Origin of the sequence: Streptomyces sp. NPDC060232, assembly GCF_042726555.1 — a bacterium.
GTDB lineage: Bacteria > Actinomycetota > Actinomycetes > Streptomycetales > Streptomycetaceae > Streptomyces.
The window spans coordinates 698446-721454 of the sequence record NZ_JBHXAG010000001.1; the positions used below are offsets into that span (position 1 = coordinate 698446).

Annotated in this window: 25 protein-coding genes; 9 read left to right on the forward strand and 16 right to left on the reverse strand. The window is 72.0% G+C overall.

Features of this window, described 5'->3' with window-relative positions; genetic code table 11:
- Positions 1–93: 93 nt before the first annotated feature.
- The 4 genes from ACFWFZ_RS03165 to ACFWFZ_RS03180 form a co-directional block, all read right to left on the reverse strand.
- On the reverse strand, positions 94–1962 hold the full coding sequence (locus ACFWFZ_RS03165; protein ID WP_387115718.1) for a M48 family metalloprotease: 1869 nt from the start codon (positions 1960–1962) through the stop codon (positions 94–96).
- A gap of 106 nt (positions 1963–2068) precedes the next feature.
- A complete protein-coding gene (locus ACFWFZ_RS03170; protein WP_387115721.1) occupies positions 2069–2572 on the reverse strand; it encodes a hypothetical protein in 504 nt (167 codons plus the stop codon).
- 130 nt (positions 2573–2702) lie between these two features.
- Positions 2703–2912 (reverse strand): hypothetical protein, encoded by a 210-nt coding sequence (locus ACFWFZ_RS03175; RefSeq protein WP_387115724.1) that lies wholly within the window; start codon positions 2910–2912, stop codon positions 2703–2705.
- 135 nt (positions 2913–3047) lie between these two features.
- Positions 3048–5120 (reverse strand): SpoIIE family protein phosphatase, encoded by a 2073-nt coding sequence (locus ACFWFZ_RS03180; RefSeq protein ID WP_387115727.1) that lies wholly within the window; start codon positions 5118–5120, stop codon positions 3048–3050.
- 266 nt (positions 5121–5386) lie between these two features.
- On the opposite strand from ACFWFZ_RS03180, the gene ACFWFZ_RS03185 reads away from it, so the two are divergent.
- Positions 5387–5926, forward strand: coding sequence for a hypothetical protein (locus ACFWFZ_RS03185; protein ID WP_387115730.1), 540 nt, complete (start codon positions 5387–5389; stop codon positions 5924–5926).
- A gap of 106 nt (positions 5927–6032) precedes the next feature.
- Here the strand turns inward: ACFWFZ_RS03185 and ACFWFZ_RS03190 are convergent, their stop codons facing one another.
- Complete coding sequence (locus tag ACFWFZ_RS03190; RefSeq protein ID WP_387115733.1) at positions 6033–6578, reverse strand: GNAT family N-acetyltransferase; 546 nt, start codon at positions 6576–6578, stop codon at positions 6033–6035.
- Positions 6579–6642: 64 nt separating this feature from the next.
- On the opposite strand from ACFWFZ_RS03190, the gene ACFWFZ_RS03195 reads away from it, so the two are divergent.
- Together ACFWFZ_RS03195 and ACFWFZ_RS03200 are read left to right on the forward strand one after the other, a co-directional pair.
- On the forward strand, positions 6643–6834 hold the full coding sequence (locus ACFWFZ_RS03195) for a hypothetical protein (RefSeq protein ID WP_387115736.1): 192 nt from the start codon (positions 6643–6645) through the stop codon (positions 6832–6834).
- A gap of 197 nt (positions 6835–7031) precedes the next feature.
- Positions 7032–8549 (forward strand): SpoIIE family protein phosphatase, encoded by a 1518-nt coding sequence (locus tag ACFWFZ_RS03200; RefSeq protein WP_387115738.1) that lies wholly within the window; start codon positions 7032–7034, stop codon positions 8547–8549.
- Positions 8550–8642: 93 nt separating this feature from the next.
- On the opposite strand, the gene tnpB is transcribed toward ACFWFZ_RS03200, so the two are convergent.
- From tnpB to ACFWFZ_RS03220, 4 genes are all read right to left on the reverse strand, one after another.
- On the reverse strand, positions 8643–10139 hold the full coding sequence (gene tnpB / locus ACFWFZ_RS03205; RefSeq protein ID WP_387115741.1) for an IS607 family element RNA-guided endonuclease TnpB: 1497 nt from the start codon (positions 10137–10139) through the stop codon (positions 8643–8645).
- Positions 10136–10720, reverse strand: coding sequence for an IS607 family transposase (locus ACFWFZ_RS03210; protein WP_387115744.1), 585 nt, complete (start codon positions 10718–10720; stop codon positions 10136–10138). Before ACFWFZ_RS03210 ends, tnpB begins: the two co-directional genes overlap by 4 nt.
- Positions 10721–10985: 265 nt before the next feature.
- The gene (locus tag ACFWFZ_RS03215) at positions 10986–11798 is read right to left on the reverse strand and encodes a polysaccharide deacetylase family protein (protein ID WP_387115750.1); all 813 of its coding nucleotides are present in this window, start codon (positions 11796–11798) and stop codon (positions 10986–10988) included.
- 145 nt (positions 11799–11943) lie between these two features.
- Positions 11944–12420: a DUF2809 domain-containing protein gene (locus ACFWFZ_RS03220; RefSeq protein ID WP_387115753.1), complete on the reverse strand. Its 477-nt coding sequence runs from the start codon at positions 12418–12420 to the stop codon at positions 11944–11946.
- Positions 12421–12467: 47 nt separating this feature from the next.
- Here ACFWFZ_RS03220 and ACFWFZ_RS03225 point away from each other — a divergent pair, with 47 nt between their 5' ends.
- Positions 12468–12902 (forward strand): VOC family protein, encoded by a 435-nt coding sequence (locus ACFWFZ_RS03225; RefSeq protein ID WP_387115756.1) that lies wholly within the window; start codon positions 12468–12470, stop codon positions 12900–12902.
- An 83-nt stretch (positions 12903–12985) separates the two neighbouring features.
- Here the strand turns inward: ACFWFZ_RS03225 and ACFWFZ_RS03230 are convergent, their stop codons facing one another.
- The 3 genes from ACFWFZ_RS03230 to ACFWFZ_RS03240 form a co-directional block, all read right to left on the reverse strand.
- The gene (locus tag ACFWFZ_RS03230; protein WP_387115759.1) at positions 12986–13327 is read right to left on the reverse strand and encodes a hypothetical protein; all 342 of its coding nucleotides are present in this window, start codon (positions 13325–13327) and stop codon (positions 12986–12988) included.
- A 357-nt stretch (positions 13328–13684) separates the two neighbouring features.
- Positions 13685–13930 (reverse strand): hypothetical protein, encoded by a 246-nt coding sequence (locus tag ACFWFZ_RS03235; protein ID WP_387115762.1) that lies wholly within the window; start codon positions 13928–13930, stop codon positions 13685–13687.
- 174 nt (positions 13931–14104) lie between these two features.
- Complete coding sequence (locus ACFWFZ_RS03240; RefSeq protein WP_387115765.1) at positions 14105–14284, reverse strand: CsbD family protein; 180 nt, start codon at positions 14282–14284, stop codon at positions 14105–14107.
- Positions 14285–14795: 511 nt separating this feature from the next.
- Here ACFWFZ_RS03240 and ACFWFZ_RS03245 point away from each other — a divergent pair.
- On the forward strand, positions 14796–14951 hold the full coding sequence (locus ACFWFZ_RS03245) for a DUF6131 family protein (RefSeq protein ID WP_167751168.1): 156 nt from the start codon (positions 14796–14798) through the stop codon (positions 14949–14951).
- A 105-nt stretch (positions 14952–15056) separates the two neighbouring features.
- Here the strand turns inward: ACFWFZ_RS03245 and ACFWFZ_RS03250 are convergent, their stop codons facing one another.
- Both ACFWFZ_RS03250 and ACFWFZ_RS03255 read right to left on the reverse strand, forming a co-directional pair.
- Positions 15057–15197: a hypothetical protein gene (locus ACFWFZ_RS03250; RefSeq protein WP_387115769.1), complete on the reverse strand. Its 141-nt coding sequence runs from the start codon at positions 15195–15197 to the stop codon at positions 15057–15059.
- Positions 15198–15339: 142 nt separating this feature from the next.
- The gene (locus ACFWFZ_RS03255; protein WP_387115772.1) at positions 15340–15828 is read right to left on the reverse strand and encodes a DUF1772 domain-containing protein; all 489 of its coding nucleotides are present in this window, start codon (positions 15826–15828) and stop codon (positions 15340–15342) included.
- Between the two features lie 166 nt (positions 15829–15994).
- Here ACFWFZ_RS03255 and ACFWFZ_RS03260 point away from each other — a divergent pair, with 166 nt between their 5' ends.
- Together ACFWFZ_RS03260 and ACFWFZ_RS03265 are read left to right on the forward strand one after the other, a co-directional pair.
- On the forward strand, positions 15995–17341 hold the full coding sequence (locus ACFWFZ_RS03260; RefSeq protein ID WP_387115775.1) for an acyl-CoA synthetase: 1347 nt from the start codon (positions 15995–15997) through the stop codon (positions 17339–17341).
- A 169-nt stretch (positions 17342–17510) separates the two neighbouring features.
- Positions 17511–18068 carry a pyridoxamine 5'-phosphate oxidase family protein gene (locus ACFWFZ_RS03265; RefSeq protein ID WP_387115778.1) on the forward strand — a complete coding sequence of 186 codons (558 nt, stop codon included), beginning with the start codon at positions 17511–17513 and terminating at the stop codon, positions 18066–18068.
- A 43-nt stretch (positions 18069–18111) separates the two neighbouring features.
- Here ACFWFZ_RS03265 and ACFWFZ_RS03270 read toward each other — a convergent pair whose 3' ends face one another.
- Both ACFWFZ_RS03270 and ACFWFZ_RS03275 read right to left on the reverse strand, forming a co-directional pair.
- A complete protein-coding gene (locus ACFWFZ_RS03270) occupies positions 18112–19272 on the reverse strand; it encodes an RNA polymerase sigma factor (RefSeq protein ID WP_387115779.1) in 1161 nt (386 codons plus the stop codon).
- Positions 19273–19276: 4 nt separating this feature from the next.
- On the reverse strand, positions 19277–19684 hold the full coding sequence (locus ACFWFZ_RS03275; protein ID WP_387115782.1) for a YciI family protein: 408 nt from the start codon (positions 19682–19684) through the stop codon (positions 19277–19279).
- Between the two features lie 530 nt (positions 19685–20214).
- On the opposite strand from ACFWFZ_RS03275, the gene ACFWFZ_RS03280 reads away from it, so the two are divergent.
- On the forward strand, positions 20215–21534 hold the full coding sequence (locus ACFWFZ_RS03280; RefSeq protein WP_387115784.1) for an MFS transporter: 1320 nt from the start codon (positions 20215–20217) through the stop codon (positions 21532–21534).
- Between the two features lie 32 nt (positions 21535–21566).
- Complete coding sequence (locus ACFWFZ_RS03285) at positions 21567–22865, forward strand: condensation domain-containing protein (RefSeq protein WP_387115787.1); 1299 nt, start codon at positions 21567–21569, stop codon at positions 22863–22865.
- Positions 22866–23009 lie beyond the last annotated feature (144 nt).

Below are 23009 nucleotides of genomic sequence, written 5' to 3' on the forward strand. Positions count from 1 at the left end.
GGCGGCACCGACCACCCAGCACCGACCACGAAGAGCGGGCCTGGTCGTCCTCCGACAAGTACACCGCGACGGCCAAGCCCACCCGTTGCACGGCTACGGGGACGTCTGTGCCGTTCCACGTAGCGTCGCCCCGGTGAGCATCGACGCCGCGGCGGCCAGGGGCGGACTGGTCACAGCCGCCATGTTCCCCATGTACTGAAACGTCATGACCGCTGTCTGCGGGTCGACAAGCCTGACCGCGATGCTCTGGGTGAGCGCGAATCCGACCGTGGCCGTGACGCAGGCGACGGCCGATGCCACGATGCCCAGGGGGGCGCCCTCCCGCCCCAGTGCGCTGACGAGCACCGCCGCCACCGCCGCCGCCGTGATCGCGATCCAGGCCATCCCCGCGTAGTAGCGCCACGCCGCGTCGTCGTCGGGGAAGGGGAGCATATGCAGCCGCAGGGCGATCGATCCCGCGGTCGCGATGACGCCTGCGGCGACGCCGGTCCACAGACCCCTTCTCAAGGAGCTTCTCCTGCGTGCTGCCAGCAGCACGACGACCGCACCGGCGACTGCCAGGAGGCCCAGCGCGCCGGCCGCCAGGTCGTTCCCGACCTTGTCGAGCAGGACCCCCTGCGTGACGGCAGGACCGGCCCTGGTGAACAAGAGAGCAACAGGGAACGTGGCAGCGGCGGCCAGACCTCCACCCAGCGTGCCGAGGAGGAGTGTCGATGAGGTGCCCGGTTCCCGATCGCCGCTGTCATGGCGCAGGCGCAGTCCGTCAGTGAGCAGGACGAGCAGTGCGCTCCCCGCGACCGCACAGGTGAGCACCTCCACGAGCAGGTAGGACAGGGCTGTCCCCGCCAGTTCCGCGGGGACACCCGGAAGCGGCGAAAGGACCCCGGTGCCGGCCAGAGACATCGCCGCGCCGCTTCCCGCACCGACGACCAGTACGACTGCCGAGCCCAGCAGCGCTCTGTAGTCGAGGGTCCGCGTGCCGACAGCTCTCAGGGCGACGGACGCGACCACGGTGCCGACGGCGGCGTAAGCCACCGTGTGGGAGGTACGGTCCGCCGTGGCACTGCTCTCGCCGGAGGCGACGAGAAGTTCCTGGAGCAGCGGCTGGGCCGCCGCGGCCAGCAGCGCGGCGGTCAGCAGTTCCACCGCCTGCGGACGCCCCAAGAGCTCCGGGGCACGTACGATCGCGGCACGCCGGTCGGGCGTCGGATGGAGTGCGAACCAACCTGGCTTCCTCCACGGCCGATTGCGCAGAACCACCCGGGAGGAGCTGAGGATCTCGGCGATGTGCAAAGGCTGGTCGGACCAGGAGGCGGCGCGAACGTCGGCGTAGTGTTCGCGACAGCGCAGCACCGCCGCTCGTATGGCTCGTACCAGCAACGCGAGGAGCACCGCGCGCCACAGGAAATCAGGAAGCAGCGACAGGTCGTGGTCGGCTATGCGCCCTGCCACGGGTACGGCGAGGAGAACGATGACGACGTAACCGGCGACGCGGGCAACCGCAGCCGGGACGACGTCGTGGTTGCGCACATGCGCGAGTTCGTGGCGGAGCACGGTGTCGAAGACGTCCGGGCGTCGGCTGGCGGCGCCGAGGAGGGCTGGTGCGATCGCGATACGGTACCGTCCGGGAACACCGTAGGCCTGTGCCGTCGCTCCCGCAGCCGCAGCATTCCACATGAGGCGGGGGGCGTCTTTCAGCCCCGCCTGAGCCGACAGACGTCCCACCCGCCTGCGTGCGGCCCGGCCGACGTCAAGGGGTACCTCCGCCCAACGGCGGCGACGCTCAAGCACGGTAGGAGTGGCAGCCACCAGGGCCACCAACGCGACGAGCGCCAGCAGTGGCGGAAGCGCCAGCCACACCAACGGGGCGACGAGCCGCGGCGGGCCGGTGGTGCTGCCCAGGTAGAGCCAGTCGCCCACGAACACTCCGGCGGTGAGGACCGCGGCCAGCAACAAGGCCACACGTACGCTGGTTCCGGCCGGGTACCTCAGTACTCCTGCCGACCATGAGCCGGCCGGCCGGGCACCGGTGGGAGGTTGAGCGGCGGAAGCCATACCAGGACTCTCCTCAACCCGTCCCTCCCACCACGAAGCGACCCGCCACAGCGTCGGCCACGAGATCGGCGTCGCCTTGGTCCGCGCCCATGCGACAGCAGACCTCGTACGCGGCACTGCGAACCCGCTTCACCAACTCGGGTGTCAGGGAAGCCGGGTTGTCGTCGCGGACCCCGGTTGCGTCACCGGACCCGCGGTGCAGGATCCGGCGCAGCCAATGAGAGAACGTGGACTGCGCCTCCTCCTGCAAGGATGTGGCGAAGGCATCGGCGATCAGGCGTACCGCCGCTTGCGCTGCCGCGACGACGAACGGTGTCAGGAGGGCCACGACCTCCACCCCGAAGCCGAGCTCTTCGTCCCTGTGCTCCTGATGCGGGGAACGCCCGTCCAGGAAGCCGTCCCGGTCCTGTCGGAAGACTTCCACCTCCTCGGGGGCGGCGTCCTGCAGCACAGCCGCTACCAGGTCGGCCACCAGTGCCCGCTCCTGCGCTCCGGCGCAGATCGTCGGGTCAACCACGTCCCTACCTCCAGTTGCCGAACGGGAATGGGAACGCAGTCCCGAGCGTTCGCGAGCGCTCGGGCACAGGCCTGCCGCCTGCGCGGTCGGTGGACCGCCGTCTTCCAAGCCTACGTCGGGACCGCCCGGCTCACAGCTCTACGCCCCGCCTCCTTCCGGCGGTTCCGGCTGCTGCGGCCGCGCCGAGCCAGATCCAGGCGCTGGTTTGGGGGCGGGCCGACTCCCGGGTGGCGGTCGGAGCCGTCCCGGCCGGGTCTCCCCGGTAGAGCTCGGTGATCCTCGGGTGGAGCTCCAGGTCGCGGCGGGGTTCCGGGACGTCCCGCGGGACCGGCTTGAGCACAGACGACGCGGGCCCTTGTGCCCGTCGCGGCCGGTTCCCCCCGCCCGGCGGCCCTCCGTCGGTCCCAGGCCGTGAAGACCGACACGGCAAGCGGGGTGTCCTTGCCCCTGATACCCCGCGCGTGCGTACGAGGTATCAGGCGGCGGCGCGGCGGATGCGGGCCAGAACGAGGACCGTGTCGTCGGTGGCCTCGTCGGGGAGCAGCTTCGAGATGATCCGGTCCGCGGCCTCCTCCAGCGGGCCCGTCACCGTACGGAGCTGTTCCCGCAGCGCGTCCAGGCCGGCTTCGATGTCCTGGCCGCGCGCCTCGATGAGGCCGTCGGTGTAGAGGGCGAGCACCGCCCCCTCGGGCAGGTCGACCGCGGATGACCGGAAGGGGACTCCGCCCACCCCGAGCGGGACCCCCAGTCCCTCGCCGACGGTTTCGACCGTGCCGTCCGGGAGGCGTACCAGGGGCGGCGGGTGGCCGGCGTTCGCGATGCGGGCGCGGCCGGTGTGCGGGTCGTAGACGAGGTAGAGGCAGGTGGCGAGCTGGATGCCGGAATCCTGGGCGCACGTGTCGAGTTCGGCGAGCAGCGCCTCGGGGGTGCGGGTGTGGGTGGCGAGGGCCTTGGCCGTGATACGCAGCCGGCCCATTGACGCGGCAGCCGGTACGCCGTGCCCCATGACGTCGCCGACGACCAGCGCGACCCGGTCGCCGGGCAAACTGATCACGTCGTACCAGTCTCCGCCGACCTCGGTGATCCGGCTGCCCGGAAGGTAGCGGTGGGCGACGCTCACATGGGCGCCCGACGCCACGGCGCTGGGCAGGAGGGCGCGCTGGAGGGTCAGCGCGATGTCCTGCACCCGCCCGTACAGGCGCGCGTTGTCCAGGCACAGCGCGGCGCGGGAGGCCAGCTCGCCGCCGAGGGTGATGTCCTGGTCGGCGAAGGGTGTGCGGGCGGCGGACCGGCCGAACATCGCGATGCCCAGCACCGTGCCCCGTGCGATGAGGGGGGCGATGACGATGCCGCTCAGACCGCTGTCGAGCAGCAGCCGGGCACGGGCGTGGTGGGCGGCGGTGCGGGTGGCGAACTCCTCGTCGACCACGACGTGGAGCGGGCGGCCGGTGCTCAGCATCTGGTGGATGCCGGAGCCGGGCGGGTACGTGACCCGCTCCAGGCCGCCGACCAGCTCGGGCGCGGGCGGCGGCAGGACGGTCCCGGAGGCGATCCGCCGGGTGGTCAGGGGCAGCGCGGGGTCGTACCGCTCGTCCTCGTACATCCACTCGATCATTTCCACGACGGCGCCGTCGCAGAAGTCGGGCATGACGGCGGCGATCAGCTCGCGGGCGGTGACCTCCAGGTCCAGGGTCGTGCCGACCTGGGCCGACGCGCGGTCCAGGAGATCCAGCCGCTGCCGGGCGGCCGTCGCTTCGAGCAGGGCCTGCTCGCGGTCGGTCACGTCGACGAGCAGCCCGCCGACCCCGGGCCGGGTGTCCCCCGCCCCGCTCAGCGGGAAGAAGCTCACGGAGCGGACCTGGTCGCGGTCGGGCCGGCCCGGTGTGCGCAGCCCCACCAGCGCGCCCACGAGGGGACGTCCCCTCTCGGCCACGGCCCGGAGCATGCGCTCGTACTCGCCCCCGTCGGACGTGATCATGATGTCGGTCATGCGCCGCCCCAGGTGCTCCCGCACGGGGAGTCCGTCCATGTCGGCCAGCACCTGGTTGAGGTGCACGTAGCGCAGCTCCTCGTCGAGCATGACGAGGCCGATCGGACAGGTCTCGAAGAGCGCATCGAGGAAGACGAGGTTCGTCTTGACCCGGTCGAGCTCGTCACCCCTGCTGGCCAGCCCCATGATCACGGAGTCGTCCGACACCCCGGTCACCGGGAACACCCGGAAACCGCAGTCGAAGACCCCGCTCGCGCGGTGCCGGGCGGGCATACGGACCCGCCAGTAACCCAGGCTCAGGCCGCGTTCCACCAGCTGGGCGGCCCCGCCGGGGGTTCCCGGGGCAGGGTCGGGGAAGAGGACGGAGGCCGGCCGGGACAGGATCTCCTCGGGCGCGTAGCCGAACAGGTGGCGTGCGCCCGGCCCCCAGTAGCGGACCCGGCCCTCGCCGTCCAGACCGAACACGGCCACCGAGACGTGTTCCAGAAGGGACCCCGGCTCGGACCGGATCGGACCGGGGGTGTCGGCGTCCGCACCCCCCGGCCGGTCCGATGACATCAGGGGTCCCCCTTCGTCGAGGTCTTCCCTCATTGTGCCCGTCATTCGGGACGCGGACCTCACGGCGAATCTCGTGTCGGTCTCACAGCGGACCCCGGTCCGCATGCCCGTACCGACCGGTAATTCCAGCCATTTATCGCCATGTACCTGACAGGCTCCTGACACTTCAAGGTGGCTGTGGGACGCTCCCGGCACGCACTCCGCACCCCCTGAGAGGCCCAGCGCCTCGCCCACCCCCACCAGTACGTGGCATGGAGGAGCGACCCATGAGGCACACCACGCCCATCTCCCGCACCACACGACTCGCCCGCGCCGCCGCAATCGCGACACTCGTCGTCGCCGCGGGCCTGGCCGGTACCGGCACCGCCCTCGCACAAGACCACGCCGCAGCGGCCGACGACCAGAAGGTCGACGGCGTGATGGCGGTCGCCGGCAACAGCTGCAGCTGGACGAACGGGAGCACCAGCGCCGCCGCCCCGAACGCCCTCACCGTCGACCGCACCACGATCAACACGCCCGGAGGCAATCTCGCCTGCGGTGGCGGTATCGCCGCCACCCTCAACAACAACCCCGCCTTCACCTTCGACGACGCGGCCGGCACGGCCCGGACCGATCTGATCGACATCACCGGCAGGCAGAGCTTCATCTCCTGCCGCTACAAGGCGGCGAACATCGTGTGGGACCGCGACGGCACGAGCCGCAAGTACGTCAACCGGGCCTTCACCGCCACCAAGACCTCGGGCAGCTTCCTGTGCCCGGGCTCCGTGACCACCCCGGCCGGGGACGCGTCCATGCTGTTCCGCTGATCCACGCTGTCGCGCCGGTCCACCCGCCCCACACCCGGCCGCCTCCCGGTCCCGCACCGGGAGGCGGCCCGGGGTGTCGATCGTGCGTTGTGTCCGCCGGGCCGGGTCAGAGGGAGTCGAGGAGCATCAGGACCTCGTCCCGGGTGTCGTCGGGGGCGAGGCGCAGGGCTCCGGGCCAGCGGCCCACCTCACGCCAGCCGAGTCCGGCGTAGAAGTCCTCCAGGCCCTCTCCTCCCCGGGCCGCGAGGTGGAGTTGTTCAAGCCCCAGTTCATCGCGGGCGATCTTCCGGAGCTCCCGCATGAGGGCGGACGCGACTCCGCGGCGACGGAACCCGGGACGGGTCTGAAGATGGTGAACCGTGCCCCAGTGCCCGACGAGCCGGTCGGGATCACGCCGGAGGACGACCCATCCGGCGAGGACCCCGTCGAACCCGGCGGTGACGAGCCTGCTCCGCCGCGGATGCAGACGGCGGAGGACTTCGTCCGCGACGGGTGCCACGTGGCCGCGGTCGACCGGCGGGAAGGGGAACCCGGCGGCGCCCCCCGAGTTGGTGACCTCGATCCAGCAGTCGATCAGCTGGTGCCGCAGCGCCGGAGCGACCTCCTGGACGTCGGTGACCTGGGCGACTTGGGGCCGACTCTCATCCGTCATGAGAAGGAGCATGGCAGCCGGCGCTGACAGGAGACGTCCGCATCTGGCGGCACCGTGGGGCGAGATGCCGCTGTGGCACGCTGCCGTCCACAGCGTCTTCCGCCAAGCCGTCCACGGCCGAGTCCCCCTCGCCCGAGCCGGCCTCGCCACCGCGCTCGTCCTCGGCAGCGTCCCGGTCAGCGGCCGCGTCCAGCAGCGGGCCGCCACCGGCCGCCCGCCAAGACACCGGAGCCGGTGCGCCGACGAGCCCTGCTGAAGCGGCTCCTGCCGGCCCGTCGTCGCGGACCCCGCACACGGAGGACCGTTCTTCGCGCACGTGTGCGAATCGAGTGCGCCGTAGTGGTGAGCGCCATCCCCCGACGCGTGGCGTGCACGCCCGCCCCGTGGAGGAGGACGATGAGATGGCCGGGAGGTGAGGCCGCAGCCTGCGGCGGCCGGAAGGAGAGCCCGCAGATGGGAGCGATCGAGCCCTCGCACGGCGATCGGGAAGGGCCGCAGCCCGCCGCGTCCGGGCCGGGCGGCCTGCTCGACGTGCTGCGCGTGGCCGCCATCCTCCTCGACGCCGACGGCCGGATCGACCTGTGGAGCCCGCAGGCGGAGGAACTGTTCGGTTACACCGCCGAGGAGGCCCTCGGGGAGTACGCGGGCCGCCTGCTGCTCCACGAGGAGCACCTCCCGGTCGTACTGGAAATGTTCGCCGAGGTCATGGAGGCAGGCGTCAGCTGGGTCGGCGTCTTCCCCGTCCGGCACAAGGACGGCAGCACACGCATGGTCGAGTTCCGCAACATGCGGCTGCTGGACTCCCAGCAGGAGTACTACGCCCTGGGCCTCGCCGCGGACCAGGCGACGGTACGGCAGGTCGAACGGGACCTGGCACTCTCCGCCCGGCTCGTGGCCCAGTCGCCGGTCGGCCTCGGCGTGCTCGACACGGACCTGCGCTACGTCTCGGTCAACCCGGCGGAGGAACGCCTCAACGGGGTGCCCGCCGCCGAGCACATCGGCCGCCACGTCCATGAGGTGCTGCCCGCCGTGGACCCGTCCTTCGAGGCCGCGATGCGTGAGGTGTTGGCCACCGGTGTGCCCATCGTGGACCAGTACACCGTCGGCCGTACCCCGGCCGACCCGGACCACGACCATGCCTGGTCGATCTCGTTCTACCGGCTCGAAGCCCCCAACGGGACCGTGCTGGGCGTGGCCACCGCCAGCGTCGACGTCACCGAGCGGCACCGGGCGGTCGAAGAGCAACGCCACACCGCCCTCACCCTCCAACGCAGCCTGCTGCCGCACACACCGCCGCGCCGACCGGGCCTGGAGGTCGCCACCCGCTACCGGCCTGCCCAGGCCACCATGGAGATCGGCGGCGACTGGTTCGACGTGATCCCGCTGGGCGGGGACAAGACCGCCCTCGTCGTCGGAGACGTCATGGGCAGCGGAGTCGGAGCCGCGGCCAGCATGGGCCAGCTGCGCACCGCCACGCGGACCCTGGCCGACCTCGACCTCGACCCCGCACAGGTCCTGCACCACCTCGACCACGTCACCGAGGGCCTCGACACCATCGCGACGTGCGTCTACGTCGTCTACGACCCGCGTGCCGCGCGGTGGCACCTCTCCCTCGCCGGGCACCTCCCACCCGTCCTCCTACGACATGACGGCACCCGCGAACTCCTCGACCTGCCCACCGGCGCACCCCTGGGCGGCGTCGGCGTCGCCTTCCACACCATCAGCCTCCCCGTCGAGGCGGGCGACCAGCTCGTCCTCTACACCGACGGCCTGGTCGAGACCCGCGACGATCCGATCGACGAGCGCCTCGGCGTCCTCCTCGACGCCCTCGACGACCCGGGCCGCCCCCTGGACGAGACCTGCGACCTACTACTGGACACCATGCGCCACCCGGGCGTCCACGACGACGTAGCCCTTCTGATCGCCCGCGCCACACCCGCCCCGGCCCCCACCCCCGACCCACTCGCCTGATCGCGCCCAGCCGCCGCCGGGTGAGGCCGTTGCTTCGAGTCTCAGCGACTCTCAGTATTCCGGGCGTTTCCGTCCGGAAGGTTCGTGACGGTGTCACCAGAGCGCGAGTTGCTCGCGCCTGGTGTCCTGTCGACGATCTCTCGTTTCCGTCCCCTGGTGGGGTGTTGCGCCAGCTGCCCGCGTGCCCGTCCCCTTGCGGGTTCGGGCGGTGCGGGTCTTCTGCTTGGCTCCACGAGGCTTCGGCACCACCACCAGGGCGGGGCCCGGGTCTCCGGCCACTCCGGTACCCGTTTTACGGTTGGCCGCCGCGAGGGCGGTCAGGTTGTGGCCTGCGTTCGCGTCCCGGTCCAGGACGAGTCCGCAGGCGTCGCACTCGAAGACACGCACGCTGAGGGGCAGCTTGGCTTTCACCACACCGCAGCGGGAGCAGGTCTTCGAGGAGGGCATCCAGCGGTCGGCGACGATCAGACGTCCACCGTGGCGCTGGGTCTTGTAGGTGAGCTGGCGCCGCAGTTCCCCGAACGCCGCGTCGGAGATACGGCGGGACAGACGCCGGTTGCGGACCATGCCTTTCACGTTGAGGTCCTCGACCACGACGGTGCCGTACTCGGCGGGGATATGCGCGGTGGCCTGGTGGAGATGGTTCTCCCGCAGGTTCGCCACCCGGTGGTGCACGCGGTTACGGACCGCGTTGGCCTTTTCCCAGCGACGGGACGGGGCCTGTCCGGTGCGCCGGTCCGGGCCGCGTCGCCGGGAGACGGTCCGGGAGGCCTTCCGGAGCTGCGTGAGTGCCTGGTCGTAGTGCTTGGGGTTCGCGACCTCGCGGACCTCGCCGGCCGAGTCCGCCATGACGAGGAGAGTCTTCACGCCGAGGTCGATCCCAACCGCCGTGCCAGGCCGGTTGGCAGGGGCGATGGTTTGACGTTCCTCGGTCTGTAGGACCGCGAACCAGCGGCCCCGCTCGAACCGCACCGTCACCGACAGAATCCGCGTCCCGCCTTCGGCGATCGGGTCCACGAGGGGCTGGACGTCCTCGTGGAGGCGGATCCGGCCGAGGCGGGGCAGGACGATATGCCGCCGGTCATCGAGGCGGATGGTGCCGGTGGTGAACTTGCACGCCAGGCGAGCCTTCCGCTTCGACTTGAAACGGGGCCTGCCCATCCGGGCGCCCTTACGCTCGCCGCGCCTGGACTTGGCGTAGTTGTCGAACGCGGCAGCAGCGTTCGCGAGGCCGGTGTTGTAGGCCTCCTTCGAGTTCTCCGCCCACCACTCCCGCAGGAACGGGTCCGTGTGTTTGGCCTCGTTGAACGCCTTCCGCAACGACGGCAACGACCACGACCGCCACGGAACGCGCTCTGCCTCGGGGACGCCGTAGGTCTCCTCCGCTGCGCGCTGCGACCAACTCGCCAGCACATGCCGTACCGCCCAGTTGTAGGCGACCCGCGCCGCCCCGCAATGCGAGGCCAGAGCCTGCAGGGCGGACGCGTTGGGGTCGAGGGCGAGTCTGTGGCCCACGACGTGAAAGCCGGGCCGCGCCTCGAACCCCCGGCGCTTCTTCTTCCCGCTCCCGGCAGGCTCCGCCACGCTCACCCGGTCGTCTCCGCCGCCGGGGCGGTGGCCTCGGCGATAGCGCGTGCGGCCCGGTTCTTCGCCGCTCGCTGCCCATACAGTCGGGCACACATCGAGGTGAGGACTTCGGTGATGTCCCGGACCAGGTCGCTGGTCGTCTCCTGCGGATCGAGCACCACCAGGCGTCGGCCGGAAGCCGACAATGCCGATTCCAGATGCTCGACACCGAAACGGGCCAGCCGGTCGCGACGCTCCACGACGATGACGGCAACGGCAGGGTCCGACAGGACACGGTGCAGCTTCCGCCGCTTCCCGTTCATTCCCGACCCAACCTCGGTCACAACCTCGGCAACGGCGAGCCCCAGCCCGTTGGCCCCCCGGACGACACGGGAGACCTGCCGGTCAAGATCCGCCTTCTGGTCGCCGGACGAAACACGGCAATACACCACCGTCCGCCCGCCGATCTCGGGAGCGGACTCTTCGACCAGCCACATACCGGACGGCGTCTGCACGACAGGGACCGGCATACGGCCCTCCTTCGCCCAGGCCCATGCGGTCTGGTAGTGCACACCGTTGCGCGCCGCCCACTCGGAAAGCTTCACGCCATCAGGATAAAAACTGACGAAGGAAGATAACTACTGATGAAAAATGCGACTGTTGTTCACCCCCGCCCCCCTCACGGGTGGTGGCGGCCAGGCGGGTTTGTCTCCGGCAGCTCCTCGTGCGTGCCGCGAGCGCGATGCGCCGACGCCCGCGGAGGACGTAGGGGAGCGGGACCGGCTCCGGAGGCGCCGGAGCGGCCCGTCCCGGACGTGGGACGCCCCCGTCCGCGCGGTACGGGAGCGCCCGCAGCCGTCGGCGGGCCCGCTACGGGGTCGTGCGCGCCGGGAAGGTGAAGCGGTAGCCCTGCGTGGTGAGCCAGGGCAGGTACTCCTTGAGGGCCGCGACGGTCTCGCTGCGGTCGCCGCCCCCGTCGTGGAAGAGGACGGTCGGCTGCTGGGGAAGCTTCTCCTCGACGGCGGAGATGATCGCCGGCAGGCCCGGCCGGCTCCAGTCCTTGGGGTCCACGCTCCAGCCCAGCGGCCGCATCCCGCTCGCCGCGGCTATCGCCCGGCTGTCGGGGGTGAAGGCACCGCCCGGTGCGCGGTAGTAACCGACCGGCACTCCGGGCGCGGCCTTCTCGATCATGGCCTTGCCCTGGAGGATCTGCTGCCTCTGGAAGGCGACGGGCTTGCGGTCCATGGTCACGTCGTGGTCGACGGAGTGGTTGCACAGGCGGTGACCGTCGGCGGCGACCTCGCGCACGAGCTCCGGGTACTTCTGTGCCTTGGTCCCGATCATGCAGAAGGTGGCCTTGACGTGGTTCTTCCGCAGCACCTGGAGGACCTGGGGCGTCCAGCGGGGGTCCGGGCCGTCGTCGATGGTGATCGCGACATCGCGCCCCGACCCCTGCGCCACGCGGGAGATCCCCGACGGGATCCCCGTGGCGCTCCGGGCGGCCCCCGGGTTTCCGGCCGATGCGGCGGAATCGGACGGCTTCCTGCCCGCGGCCCCGTCCGCAGAGCCGTCCGTGGCGGCGAGGGCAGGGGTACCGGATACGGCCAGTATGCCGAGGACGGCCGCCGTGGCGGCGGATCCCGTACGCCGCAGGCGGCGTGCGGAGATGCTGGTGGTGCCCATGAAGGCGCTCTTCCTTTGCGCTCGGCCCCCCGAACTCGCGTTGCCGATCCAGGCTAGGTCATATGTCCGGGATGCCCCTCGGTCGATCGGCCGGTCCGGCGGCCCGTACCCCGCCGATACGGGGCCCAGCGGCCCACCGTGCCCGTCACGTGTGAGGAGTGTCACCGGCCACGGGGGTCCTGCCACCGGCCACCGGGGTCCGGCGGCGCCGGCTCATCGCCGTGTGCAGGAGCCCGCCGCCCACCGCGCCGACCGCGTACCAGAACAGGTCCGGTGCGTTGAAGGTGGAACCGAGCACCAGGCGGGCGGCCACGCTGTGCCGGGACAGCTCCGCCGGGACGGAGCTGAGCTGGAACAGCTCGACGGCCCAGCTCAGGGCCAGCGCCGTACCGGCAGCGCGCAGGGGCGTCCACCGCGGCGCGACCAGCACCAGCAGGGCCAGCAGCAGGACGGTGTACAGCGTGTCCCCGCCGTACTCGGCCACGCCGCCGGCCGCCACGGCCCGCAGCCCGAGCCCCGCGCCGACCGTCAGCAGAGCCGCTCCGGCCGCCACCAGACGGATCCGTACGGCGGCCGGGTCGCGGGGGGAGGAGCCGTCACCGGCTCCGGATACGAGAGTCACCGGGAAATTCTCCGACAACCGGCCCGGGTCGTCCCTACGATGGCCCGATGCCGTCGATCAAGCAGTTCCAGGTCACCTTCGACTGCGCACGACCCGAGCGCGTCGCCCGCTTCTGGTGCGAGGTACTCGGGTACGTCGTACCGCCGCCACCCGAGGGGTTCGCCAGTTGGGACGACTTCGATCGCGCCCTGCCGCCCGAGCGTCAGGGTTCGGCGTTCGCGTGCGTCGACCCCACGGGTGTGGGCCCGCGACTGTTCTTCCAGCGTGTTCCCGAAGGCAAGACCGTCAAGAACCGTCTGCACATCGATGTGCGGGTCGGGACCGGGCTCGTGGGCGAGGAGCGCGTGGCCGCCCTTGAGGCCGAATGCACACGACTGGTCGCGCTCGGCGCGGTACGCGTGCGGCTGCTCGCCGCCGATGGGGTGAACGAGTCGTGCCTCGTGATGCAGGACGTCGAGGGCAACGAGTTCTGTCTCGACTGAGGGCCGTACGGCCCTTGCTGCACCGCCGTTGCCGTACCGCTGCCGTCGGCACCCTGGCGGCCGATGGCAGGGAGGTCGCGGTGTCAGTCCAGCGGTTCCTCGACCGCGCTGGTGCCGCTGCCCTCCTGGGATTCCCAACTCCAGGACTCCTCAAGGCGCAGGCGGCCGTCGGCGAGGACGGTCACGAGCGACGTGCAGCGCCCGGACGCGGTCGTGCCGTCGACGCGGAGCTGGACGTAGCGGAAGGCGACGGTGTCGTCCTCCCGGGTGCCGATCAGATGCCCCTTGACCACGTCCCCGCCCTGGTAGTCGGCCCAGACGAGACCGTCGCGCTCGTGGTACGCGAACCGGGTCTGCCGACCGACCTGGCCGGGTGCCTGGTCGGCCACGGGGACGAAGACGAGACCGTCGAGCGAGCGTGTCATGGGTGACTCCTGGAGGAAGGCGGTCGCGGCGGCCGGCCGCTCCGCACCACCGGAGACGGAAGGGCCTGCCGCGGGTACGGAGGAGGGACGAGGCGAGGGGCCTGACAGGCCACCGGTGGAAGGCGTACCACCGATGATCCGGGACACCGCGACGAACGAACCGCCGCACGAGCCGACCCCCGAGGAACGTGCAGCCCGCGACAGGGTACGCCGACAGGCCACGGGCATGACGCACCACCAGACCGCGGAAGCCCTGGAGGCCGCCGAGGAAGCCGCCGGAGACCTGGGACGTGGCCCTCCGCCTCGCGACGCCCCGCACCGAACACCGCGACCCGGCCACCTTCCCCGCCGCAGCACTTACCCGGTTGCGCGGGGGCGGCCGGCGGCCGCTTCCGCCTCGCGGACGACGCAGCCCGGGTCGACGCCGACCAGCCGCCCGTCGAGCTTCAGCGGCCGCCCGTCCACGGACACCGCATCGATGTTCTCGGGGCGCCCGTTGAAGACGACCTTGCCGACCCAGTCGAAGCGCGGGGCGAGTTCAGGGCGGCCGGGTCGACGACCACGACATCCGTTTTGGTGGCATGCCAGGCAGGTACCGGCCATGTTGCCGGGGCAGGCCGAGCGCGGGGGCGGCGCGGCCGGGCCCCGGCCGACGGGCACGGGCGGGCAGGACTACCGGCGTCGCGATGCACCGTCAGGGTGACGGAAGGAGGGGCCGGACCCGTCGGCATGACGGGTCCGGCCCCTCCTTGCGTCGGGCGCGGGGAGGTGCGCCGGTCAGGACCTGTGCATGCCCTTCTTGGTCCTGTTCGCAGCCTCCGAAGCCATCTCCTCGGCCTTGCCGGCCATCTGCTCGGCGCTGCCCTCCGTCTGCATGCGCTTGTCGTCCATGGTGTCGCCAGCGGTCTCCTTGAGCTTGCCCTTGACCTGCTTGGCCTTAGCCTTTGCCTTGCTCATGACGAGGTACTCCTTGAGTGACTCGAGTGGGGGGAATGCACTGCCCACCATGCGTCCGCCGGGAGGGACCCGCAACGCACAGTGGGCCGTCCGGCGCTCGCCCCGGGTTACGCCTCAGACGGCTCAGTCAGGTGGCTCGGCCACCGGCGGCCGCTTGACGGGAGACGGTTCGGCGGGAGCGGGGCGGGGCTCGTCCGGCCGGGGCCCGCGCTGTGCGTGGGCGACGTCCCGCGGGGTCGGGTGCGGCGGCCTCGGCTTCGGCCTGGAGCTGTCGGGTTTCGGTTCGGACGTGTCCCGGTCCATGCGGCTCACCTCGGCTTTTCGGCGATCGAGGATGGTGGTGCGCCGTTACGCGCGCTACTGCGTCTGCCCGGCCGTACGGGTTCCAACCCATCGCGTCGGATCGTGTGGAGGCACAGATAAGGACCGCGTTCGGGGGCAGACGGCGACTGAAGCACCACGGCGGATCCCGCCGTTTCCGCCGACACTCCAACGCGAGAACGAGGTACTCATGATTGCCGTCGGGTTGATCCTCCTGCTGATCGGACTTCTGACCGGGATCTCCATCCTGTGGACCCTCGGGGTCATCCTGCTCGTGGTGGGTGCGGCGCTGTGGATCATGGGATCGGTCGGACACGCCGTCGGCGGCCGGCGCCACTACTGGTAGACGCGGCCGTGGCCGCATCGGGCCTGTCCGGTCGATCATGACCGGACAGGCCTCGGCACGTCGGCCGCATGACGCCGGCATTTCCCGTGGGGGACGAGCGGATCGTCAACGGCCGTCCCTGGCCAGGTTGTAGAAGAGGATCAGGATCGCTGCCGCCATCACCGCCAGGTGAACCCACACGGGGGCGTCCACGACGCCGGCACCGGCACTGGCACCGACACTCGCGTTCGTACTCGGGACCGTCATCGCAGAGCCCTCCGTTCCCCGGGGGCGCCGATCTGCCGTAAGCGTGTCTGCTGCTTCTCTGTGGTCTTCATGTACCGCACCTGCCCGCGCTCTGCCCGACAACGCGCTGCGGGGCCCGAATTCGGGCTCGCCCGCCGTCCCGTCAGTGCCGGACCAGCGCCCAGGCGAGGAGGCCGAGGGAGATCGTGCACAGCACGGCCCGCCACACGTTGGCACGTACCCACGGCGCTTCGAAGGCCCGGCGGACCGCCGCCGGGTCGGCGATGCGCTCGACGGGGCCGGCCTGTTCGAGGGCGCTGTTCAGCGGGATGTTGATCCGGGCCGTCACGCCCATGGCCGCGAGGTAGGCGACGAGCGCGCCGATGAGCGGCCCCAGTGCGTCCCGGCCGCCGCTGCCGGTGGCGTGGAGGACCACCGCGGCCGCGCTGAAGGCGAGCGCGCCGATGTAGCCCAGCAGGAACCAGCCGTTGAGGATGGCCACGTTGATCCGCTGCATGCTCTCGATGGCGGTACGGTCGGCGGCGACCCGGAGCCCCGGCATCACGGACACGGAGAATCCGTAGAAGAGGCCGCTCATCCAGCCGATGGTGATCGTCGCGGCGATCATCGTCGCCAGCCGTGCCGTTTCCACGTGCTGCTTCCCCCCGGATCGAGAATCAGGTCGAGAACTGGTCTTCGAACGGTCGAGTCCCGCCGATCATAGGGTGCGACGGCCCGGTCCGGGCCGCGTAGGCTGGCCGGACCGTGCACATCGCCTAACAGCACCTCACGCCACCGCCGAACGGAGCCGCCCCGCCATGCTGACCGCCCTCACCGGTGTCCACGGGGACCGCGCGGACGCCGTCACCGTCGCCGGCCGCACCGCCTCCTACGAGGAACTGCTGGGCGCTGCCCGCCAGGTGGCCGCAGATCTCGCCGCATCGGGCATCCCGGCGTTCGCGGTGACCGCGACGGCCTCTCTGGAGACGGTAGCCGCCGTGGTCGGAGCGCTCCTCGCCGGCGTGCCGTGTGTTCCGCTGCCGCCGGATGCGGGTCCGGCCGAGCGCGGGCACATCCTGCGCGACTCCGGTGCCCGCGCCCTCGACGTCGACTTCGCCCGCCGATCGGACAAGGCCCCCGCCCCGGCGGGCGTACGCACACCCGAGGATCCCGCGCTGATCCTCTACACCTCTGGCACCACGGGCGCCCCCAAGGGCGTGGTCCTCAGCAGCGCCGCTATCACCGCAGACCTTGACGCGCTGGCCGAGGCCTGGCAGTGGAGCGCCGAGGACACCCTGGTCCACGGACTGCCGCTGTTCCACGTCCACGGACTGGTCCTCGGCGTCCTCGGAGCTCTGCGTACGGGCAGCCGCCTCGTGCACACCGGCCGGCCTGCGCCCGAGGCGTACGCGGCCGCGGGCGGGAGCCTGTACTTCGGCGTGCCGACGGTATGGTCGCGCATCGCCCGCGAGCCGCACGCCGCGGCCGCCCTGTCGGGGGCCCGGCTCCTGGTGTCGGGCAGTGCGGCGCTGCCCGCGCCGGTCTTCCGGGACATCGAGCGTGCGAGCGGGCACCGCATCGTGGAGCGGTACGGGATGACGGAGACACTGATCACGGTGAGCGGGCGGGCGGGCGGCGACCTCCACCCGGGCACGGTCGGAACCCCGCTGCCGGGCATCGCCACCCGTATCGCGGCCGAGGACGGCGCGGAGATCGGCGAACTCCAGCTGACCGGCCCCACCCTGTTCTCCGGCTACCTGGGCCAACCGGAGGCGACGGCCGCCGCATACACCGAGGACGGATGGTTCCGTACGGGTGACATCGCGGCCGTCGACGAGAAGGACGGCGTGCACCGGATCGTGGGCCGAGCGTCCACCGACATGATCAAGTCGGGCGGGTACCGGATCGGGGCGGGTGAGATCGAGAACGCACTGCTGGACCACCCCCGGGTGCGCGAGGCCGCCGTGGTCGGCGTCCCCGACGCGGATCTCGGCCAGCGGATCGTCGCGTTCGTCGTCGCCGAGGCGGTCACCGGAGCGGAGCTCACCGACTTCGTCGCCGCCCACCTGTCGGTCCACAAGCGCCCCCGCGAGGTCCGTTTCGTCGAGGCGATCCCGCGCAACGCGATGGGCAAACCGCAAAAGCGCCTCCTCCTGGACGGCTGAAGGTCTTCCCTGCCCGCCGTCGGCCGTGGCACGCGACCGGCCGGGTGACCCCGGACCGGTCGACGGCCGCGTAGGGCGCCGGCGGGCGCACCCGCGCGGGAGGATGCACGGGCTCGTTCCCCCTCGGCAGCGTGCCGACAGCGAACGGGGGAGAGGAAGAAGATCCACGATGCCGCCCCACGGATCCGCGAAGCACCCCACCACCGAACTCGACGCCCGCTACAGCTCGGCGCTCAACCCCCGCCCGGGTGCCGCCGAAGTCACCGCCACCGACTGGGCCGAGGCCCAGCGACAGCTGGGCGCCGCCGAGATCTTCTGGTTGTCCACGGTCCGGCCCGAAGGGCGCCTGCACGTCACCCCCGTGATCGCCGCCTGGCACGACGGCGTCATGTACTTCTCCACCGGACCGGGGGAGCAGAAGGCGAAGAACCTGGCTCACGACGGCCACTGCGCGCTGACCACCGGGGGGAATTCGCTCACCGAGGGGCTCGACATCGTCGTCGAGGGCAGGGCGGAGCAGGTTTCCGACCCGGCCGTGGTGGAGGAGGTGATCACGGCGTACGAGACGAAGTACGGGCCCCACATCACCTCGCCCGAGGGCACCTTCCACGGCATCGACGACGCGTTCCGGCAGGGCACCGCGGTGGTGTTCGCGGTGGCTCCGACCACGGCGTACGGCTTCGGGCGCGACGACGGCGTCTACAGCCACACGCGGTGGACCTTCTGAGCGACGCGGTCCCGCAGCCCGCGAGGGCGCGGCCCGCAGCCCCTCAGTCGCAACGGATGCCGTTGAGGCGGGCGTTGAGCCGGGCTGCCCGGCGCGTCAGGTGGTCGCGTTCGGCGAGGTTCGGAGCCTTCCGGGCCGCCTCCGCGTACAGCCGCGCCGCCGTCGCCAGGTCACCGTCGCGCTCGTGGAGGTAGGCCGCCGCCGCGGCACGGCGGGGCAGCGTATCGTCCAGCGCGGCGAGCGCCGCCAGACCGGCCCGCGGTCCGTCCGCCTCGCCGACGGCCACCGCACGGTTGAGCCGTACGACGGGACTGCCGGTGAGGCGCGCGAGTTCGTCGTACCACTCGACGATCTGCGGCCAGTCGGTCTCCTCGGCGGTGGGCGCGTCCGCGTGGAGCGCCGCGATGGCGGCCTGCGCCTGGAACTCGCCCAGCCGGTTCCGGACGAGAGCCGCCTGCAGGACCGCGACACCTTCGGCGATCATCCCCGTGTCCCACCGGCCGCGGTCCTGCTCGGCGAGCGGTACCAGGCTGCCGTCGGGCGCCGTCCGCGCGGCCCGCCTGGCGTGGTGGAGCAGCATGAGCGCGAGCAGCCCCGCCACCTCGGGATGATCGAACCGGGCCGCGAGCTGACGGGTGAGCCGGATGGCCTCGGCAGCGAGGTCGACATCGCCGGAGTAGCCCTCGTTGAAGACCAGGTAGAGGACGCGCAGCACGGTGGCGACATCGCCGGGCTGTTCGAACCGCACACCGGAGACGGTGCGCTTGGCGCGGCTGATGCGCTGCGCCATGGTCGCCTCGGGCACCAGATACGCCTGGGCGATCTGGCGGGTGGTGAGTCCGCCGACGGCCCGCAGGGTGAGCGCGACCGCGGACGACGGCGTCAGGGAGGGGTGCGCGCACAGGAAGTAGAGCTGGAGGGTGTCGTCGACCGCGGGAGCGGGCCCGGGTGCCGGCTCCTGGCCGACGAGGTCCTCCCGCCGGCGGCGCGAGGCGTCCGCACGGCTCGCGTCGAGGAACCGGCGCCAGGCCACGGTGACCAGCCAGCCCTTCGCATCGCGCGGCGGGTCGGCCGGCCATACGCGGACCGCTTCGACCAGGGCGTCCTGCACGGCGTCCTCGGCCGCCGCGAAGTCTGCTCCGCGGCGGACGAGGACGGCGAGCACGCCGGGCGTGAGGCTCCGCAGGAGGACCTCGTCCCTCACCGAGTCACTCCGAGATGGTGGGCGGCGCGGACAGGAACGGGCGCAGCTCAAGCCATTCGTGGAGGGGCTTCCCGCCCGCTCCGGGGGCGGCAGACAGCTCCCCGGCCAGTTCCAGGGCGCGCTCGTAGCTGTCGACGTCGATCACCATCCAGCCGGCGACGAGGTCCTTGGTCTCGGCGAACGGCCCGTCGGTGACGGGCGGGCGGCCCTCGCCGTCGTAGCGCACGAAGGTCCCCTCGGGGGCGAGCGCCTGGCCGTCGACGAACTCGCCGGTGGCCTCGAGCCGCGCTGCGAAGTCGTGCATGTACTGCATGTGGTCCGAGATCTCCTCCGGCGTCCACTGGTCCATGGGCACGTCGTTGACCGGAGCCGGGGCGCCGCGGTAGTGCTTGAGCAGCAGGTACTTGGCCATGGTGCTTCTCCTCGGTGCTGGTGCGACCCATTCTGGTCGCCTTCACACCGGGGACGGAGCCGAAAGCCGCTTCTCGACATCCCCGTCGGACATCCCGGCCCCTTTTTCTCGGCGTCCGGCGGCCGGCGGCCGGCGTCCGGGCGCCCGGCGGCCCGCGTGCGGCATGGGTGGCGTAGCGGAGGCCGCGCGGCGTTCATAGCGGACGGAATATCCGATTCCGCAGGAACGTGATCACAGATGAACCTTTTCGGCCAGGATAGAATCGGTTACTCACGGTAAGGGTCGCCGCTCAGGGCCCTCGCGCACCCCTGGCACCCCTTGCCCCACCCGTCTCGCGCCGCCAGTTCGACTCGCCGGAATTTACGTTGCGGTACCCGGGGTAGTACGAAAAATTTCCCGACTGGTGTCCGGGTGGCCGCAAAACAAGTCCGAAACTGACAGGTTTGCTTTGACTGTTGCGCGATTAATCGGTGAATGTCGTTCACATGTCCGACACAAACCGCGCCGCCACCGGTGGCACAGGTGGCCCCATGCGCTTGCGTGACTTCCGACTGCTGCTCGCGGGAGCCGCCACCGGACAGTTCGGTGCCCAGGTGACGCTGGTGGCACTGCCCCTCGTGGCCGTCCTCGTACTCGACGCCCCCGCCTTCCAGGTGGGCCTCCTGACCGCAGCGGAGACCGCCGCCTTCCTGCTCGTCGGCCTGCCCGCCGGCGCACTCACCGACCGTATGCGCAAACGGCCCCTGATGATCCGGGCGGACCTGGTGCGCGCGCTGGCCATGGCGAGCATCCCCGCCGCCGCCCTCGCCGACGTCCTGACCATGGCCCAGCTCTACGCCGTCGCGCTCGTGACGGGCGTGGCGACCGTGTTCTTCGACGTCGCCCACCAGAGCTACCTGCCGCAGATCCTGCCCCGCGACCAGCTCGTCGCAGGCAACGGCGCGCTGGAGACGGTCCGTTCCACCGCGCACGTCACCGGCCCCGGGATCGGCGGCGGACTCGTCCAGCTGGTCGGAGCGCAGTTCGCCGTCATCCTCGACGCCATCGGCTACCTGCTCTCGGCCCTGTTCCTCCACCGCATCGGGCGGGCCGAGGAAGCCCCCGAACCAGCCGCGCCCGGAGCCTCGTTGCGCAAGGAGATCAGCGAGGGCGTCCGCTTCGTCTTCGGCCACCCCCTGCTCCGTGTCATCGCCCTCACCACCGGCCTCGCCAACCTCTGCACGGCCGTCCTCATGGCCACGCAGACCGTGCACCTCGTCCGCACCGTCGGACTGCAGGCCGCCGGGCTCGGGCTGGTGCTGTCCGCCTCGGCCGTCGGCGGGCTCCTCGGCGCGCTGTGCGCCGGCCGCCTGGCCGCACGGCTGGGGCAGGCCCGCGTCATCCTCCTGTCCCTCCTCGTGACCGGCCCGTTCGCACTGCTGTGGCCCCTGTCCACGCACGGTCTCGCCGGGGCGGTCCTCTTCGCCACCGGATCCGCGGCCGTCTCCTTCGGCGCCGTCGTCTACAACGTCGCCCAGGTCAGCTTCCGCCAAGGGATGTGCCCGCCCCGCCTGCTGGGCCGGATGAACGCCACTCTGCGCTTCCTCATGTGGGGCACGCTGCCGCTCGGCGCGCTCATCGGCGGGGCCCTCGCGCAGACCTACGGGTCGCGTACGGCCCTCGTCTGGTGCGCCGTCGGCATCCTCGCCGTACCACTGCCGCTGCTGCTCTCCCCGCTGCGCCGGATGCGCGACCTGCCCGGTCCGCAGGACGCCGCCGCCCCCGACGACGGCACTGCTGCCGACGCCGCCCCCGACGCCGACGCGCGTGCCGGCGGGGACGAACGGCCCGCCCCCGCGCCCACCGGCTGACCACCGCCCGCCGCCACGACGAAGAGGACCCCGTGCTCAGCATCACGAGTCAGTACCTCGCCCGCTACCGGCGTCTCACCGCCGACCGGTCCGACGCCCTGCTGCCTGTCACCGGAGCACAGCGCCGCTTCATGCTGGTGCGCTCGCTGGACCCGACGGGACGCCCCGACGTGGTGCCCATGTTCTTCGCGTTCCCCAGGGGAACCGTCGACACCGAACGCCTGCGTGCCGCGGCCCACAGGCTCGCCGCACGGCACACCGCCCTGCGCTCGCGGCCCGCCATCGTCCGGGGCACCCCCGTACTGCGCGTCGCCGCTCCCGACGATGCGGACGTCACCGTGGCCCGGCCTGCCGTCGCACCGGGCGAGCCCGCGGCCGACGCGCTCCGTCGCGCCCTCGCGTCCTGGGATCCACAGGGTCCCCCCTTGCGGCTCTTCCTCGTACGCGACGAGCAGCGCGAGGAGGACGTCCTCGCCATCGCCCTGGACCACGCCGTCTGCGACGGCCGGTCGCTGGCGCGGATCGTCGACGAACTCGGCGCCGCCTACAGCGAGGAGGCGCCCGAACCCGGCGCCGCGGCAGGGGAGACGGCAGCCGAACTCGCCGCCTACGAGGACGCGGTCCTGCGGCAACTCGCCGCCGAGGAACGAGCGGAGACGCCCACGGCGGCCGCGTACTGGGCGGAACGGCTGCGCACGCTGCACACCCACGCTCCGGCGCCCCGCCCCGCACGAGCGCCCGAGAGCGCCCCGCCCAGCGGAGCCGCGCAGGCCCTGCTGCCCGCACACGACGGCGGAGTCTCCTTCCCCGGACTGCTCGACGCCTGCCGCTCCGCGGCCCGCGAACTGTACGGCCCGGACCGCACCGTCCCGCTCGGCTACCCGTGGGGCGGCCGTCCCGCAGGGGCGCAGCCGGTCATCGGCTGCTTCCTCAACACCCTCGTATTCCCCGCCGACACCGGCCACGGACCCGACGCGGAGGCCACCGCCGACGCGTGGTGGGACGACCTCGACCGGGCCGACGTACCGTTCGACGCGGTCGTGACCGCCGTACGGGCCACCGGCTCGGGCTGGACCGGCGGCCTCGACGGGCTGCTCACCGTGGACGACGACAGCCGTCGCCCGCCCCTGACCCTGGCCGGCGTCGAAGGACGAGAGGTCCACGTCGACGGCAGGCCCGTCCGCGGCCCCTTCGCCGTGTCCGTCACCCAGGGAGCGGAGATCCGCCTGCGGATGGTGTGGGACCGTGCGGTACTCGACGACGAGACCGCCAACCGGGCGTTCGCCGCGCTCACCCACGCGCTGCGCCCCTCGGAGCACACCGTGCACTGACCCCGCGGCCGCCCGGTCTCCCCGCCGCCCGGACGGTCCGCGCACACGTGTCCCTCCCCAGCACCCGCCTCCGACCGCAGGCACTCCCGCCGACGCGACACCGGCCCGCGGCCGCCGTACACCGGCCCCCACACCGCCCTCCCG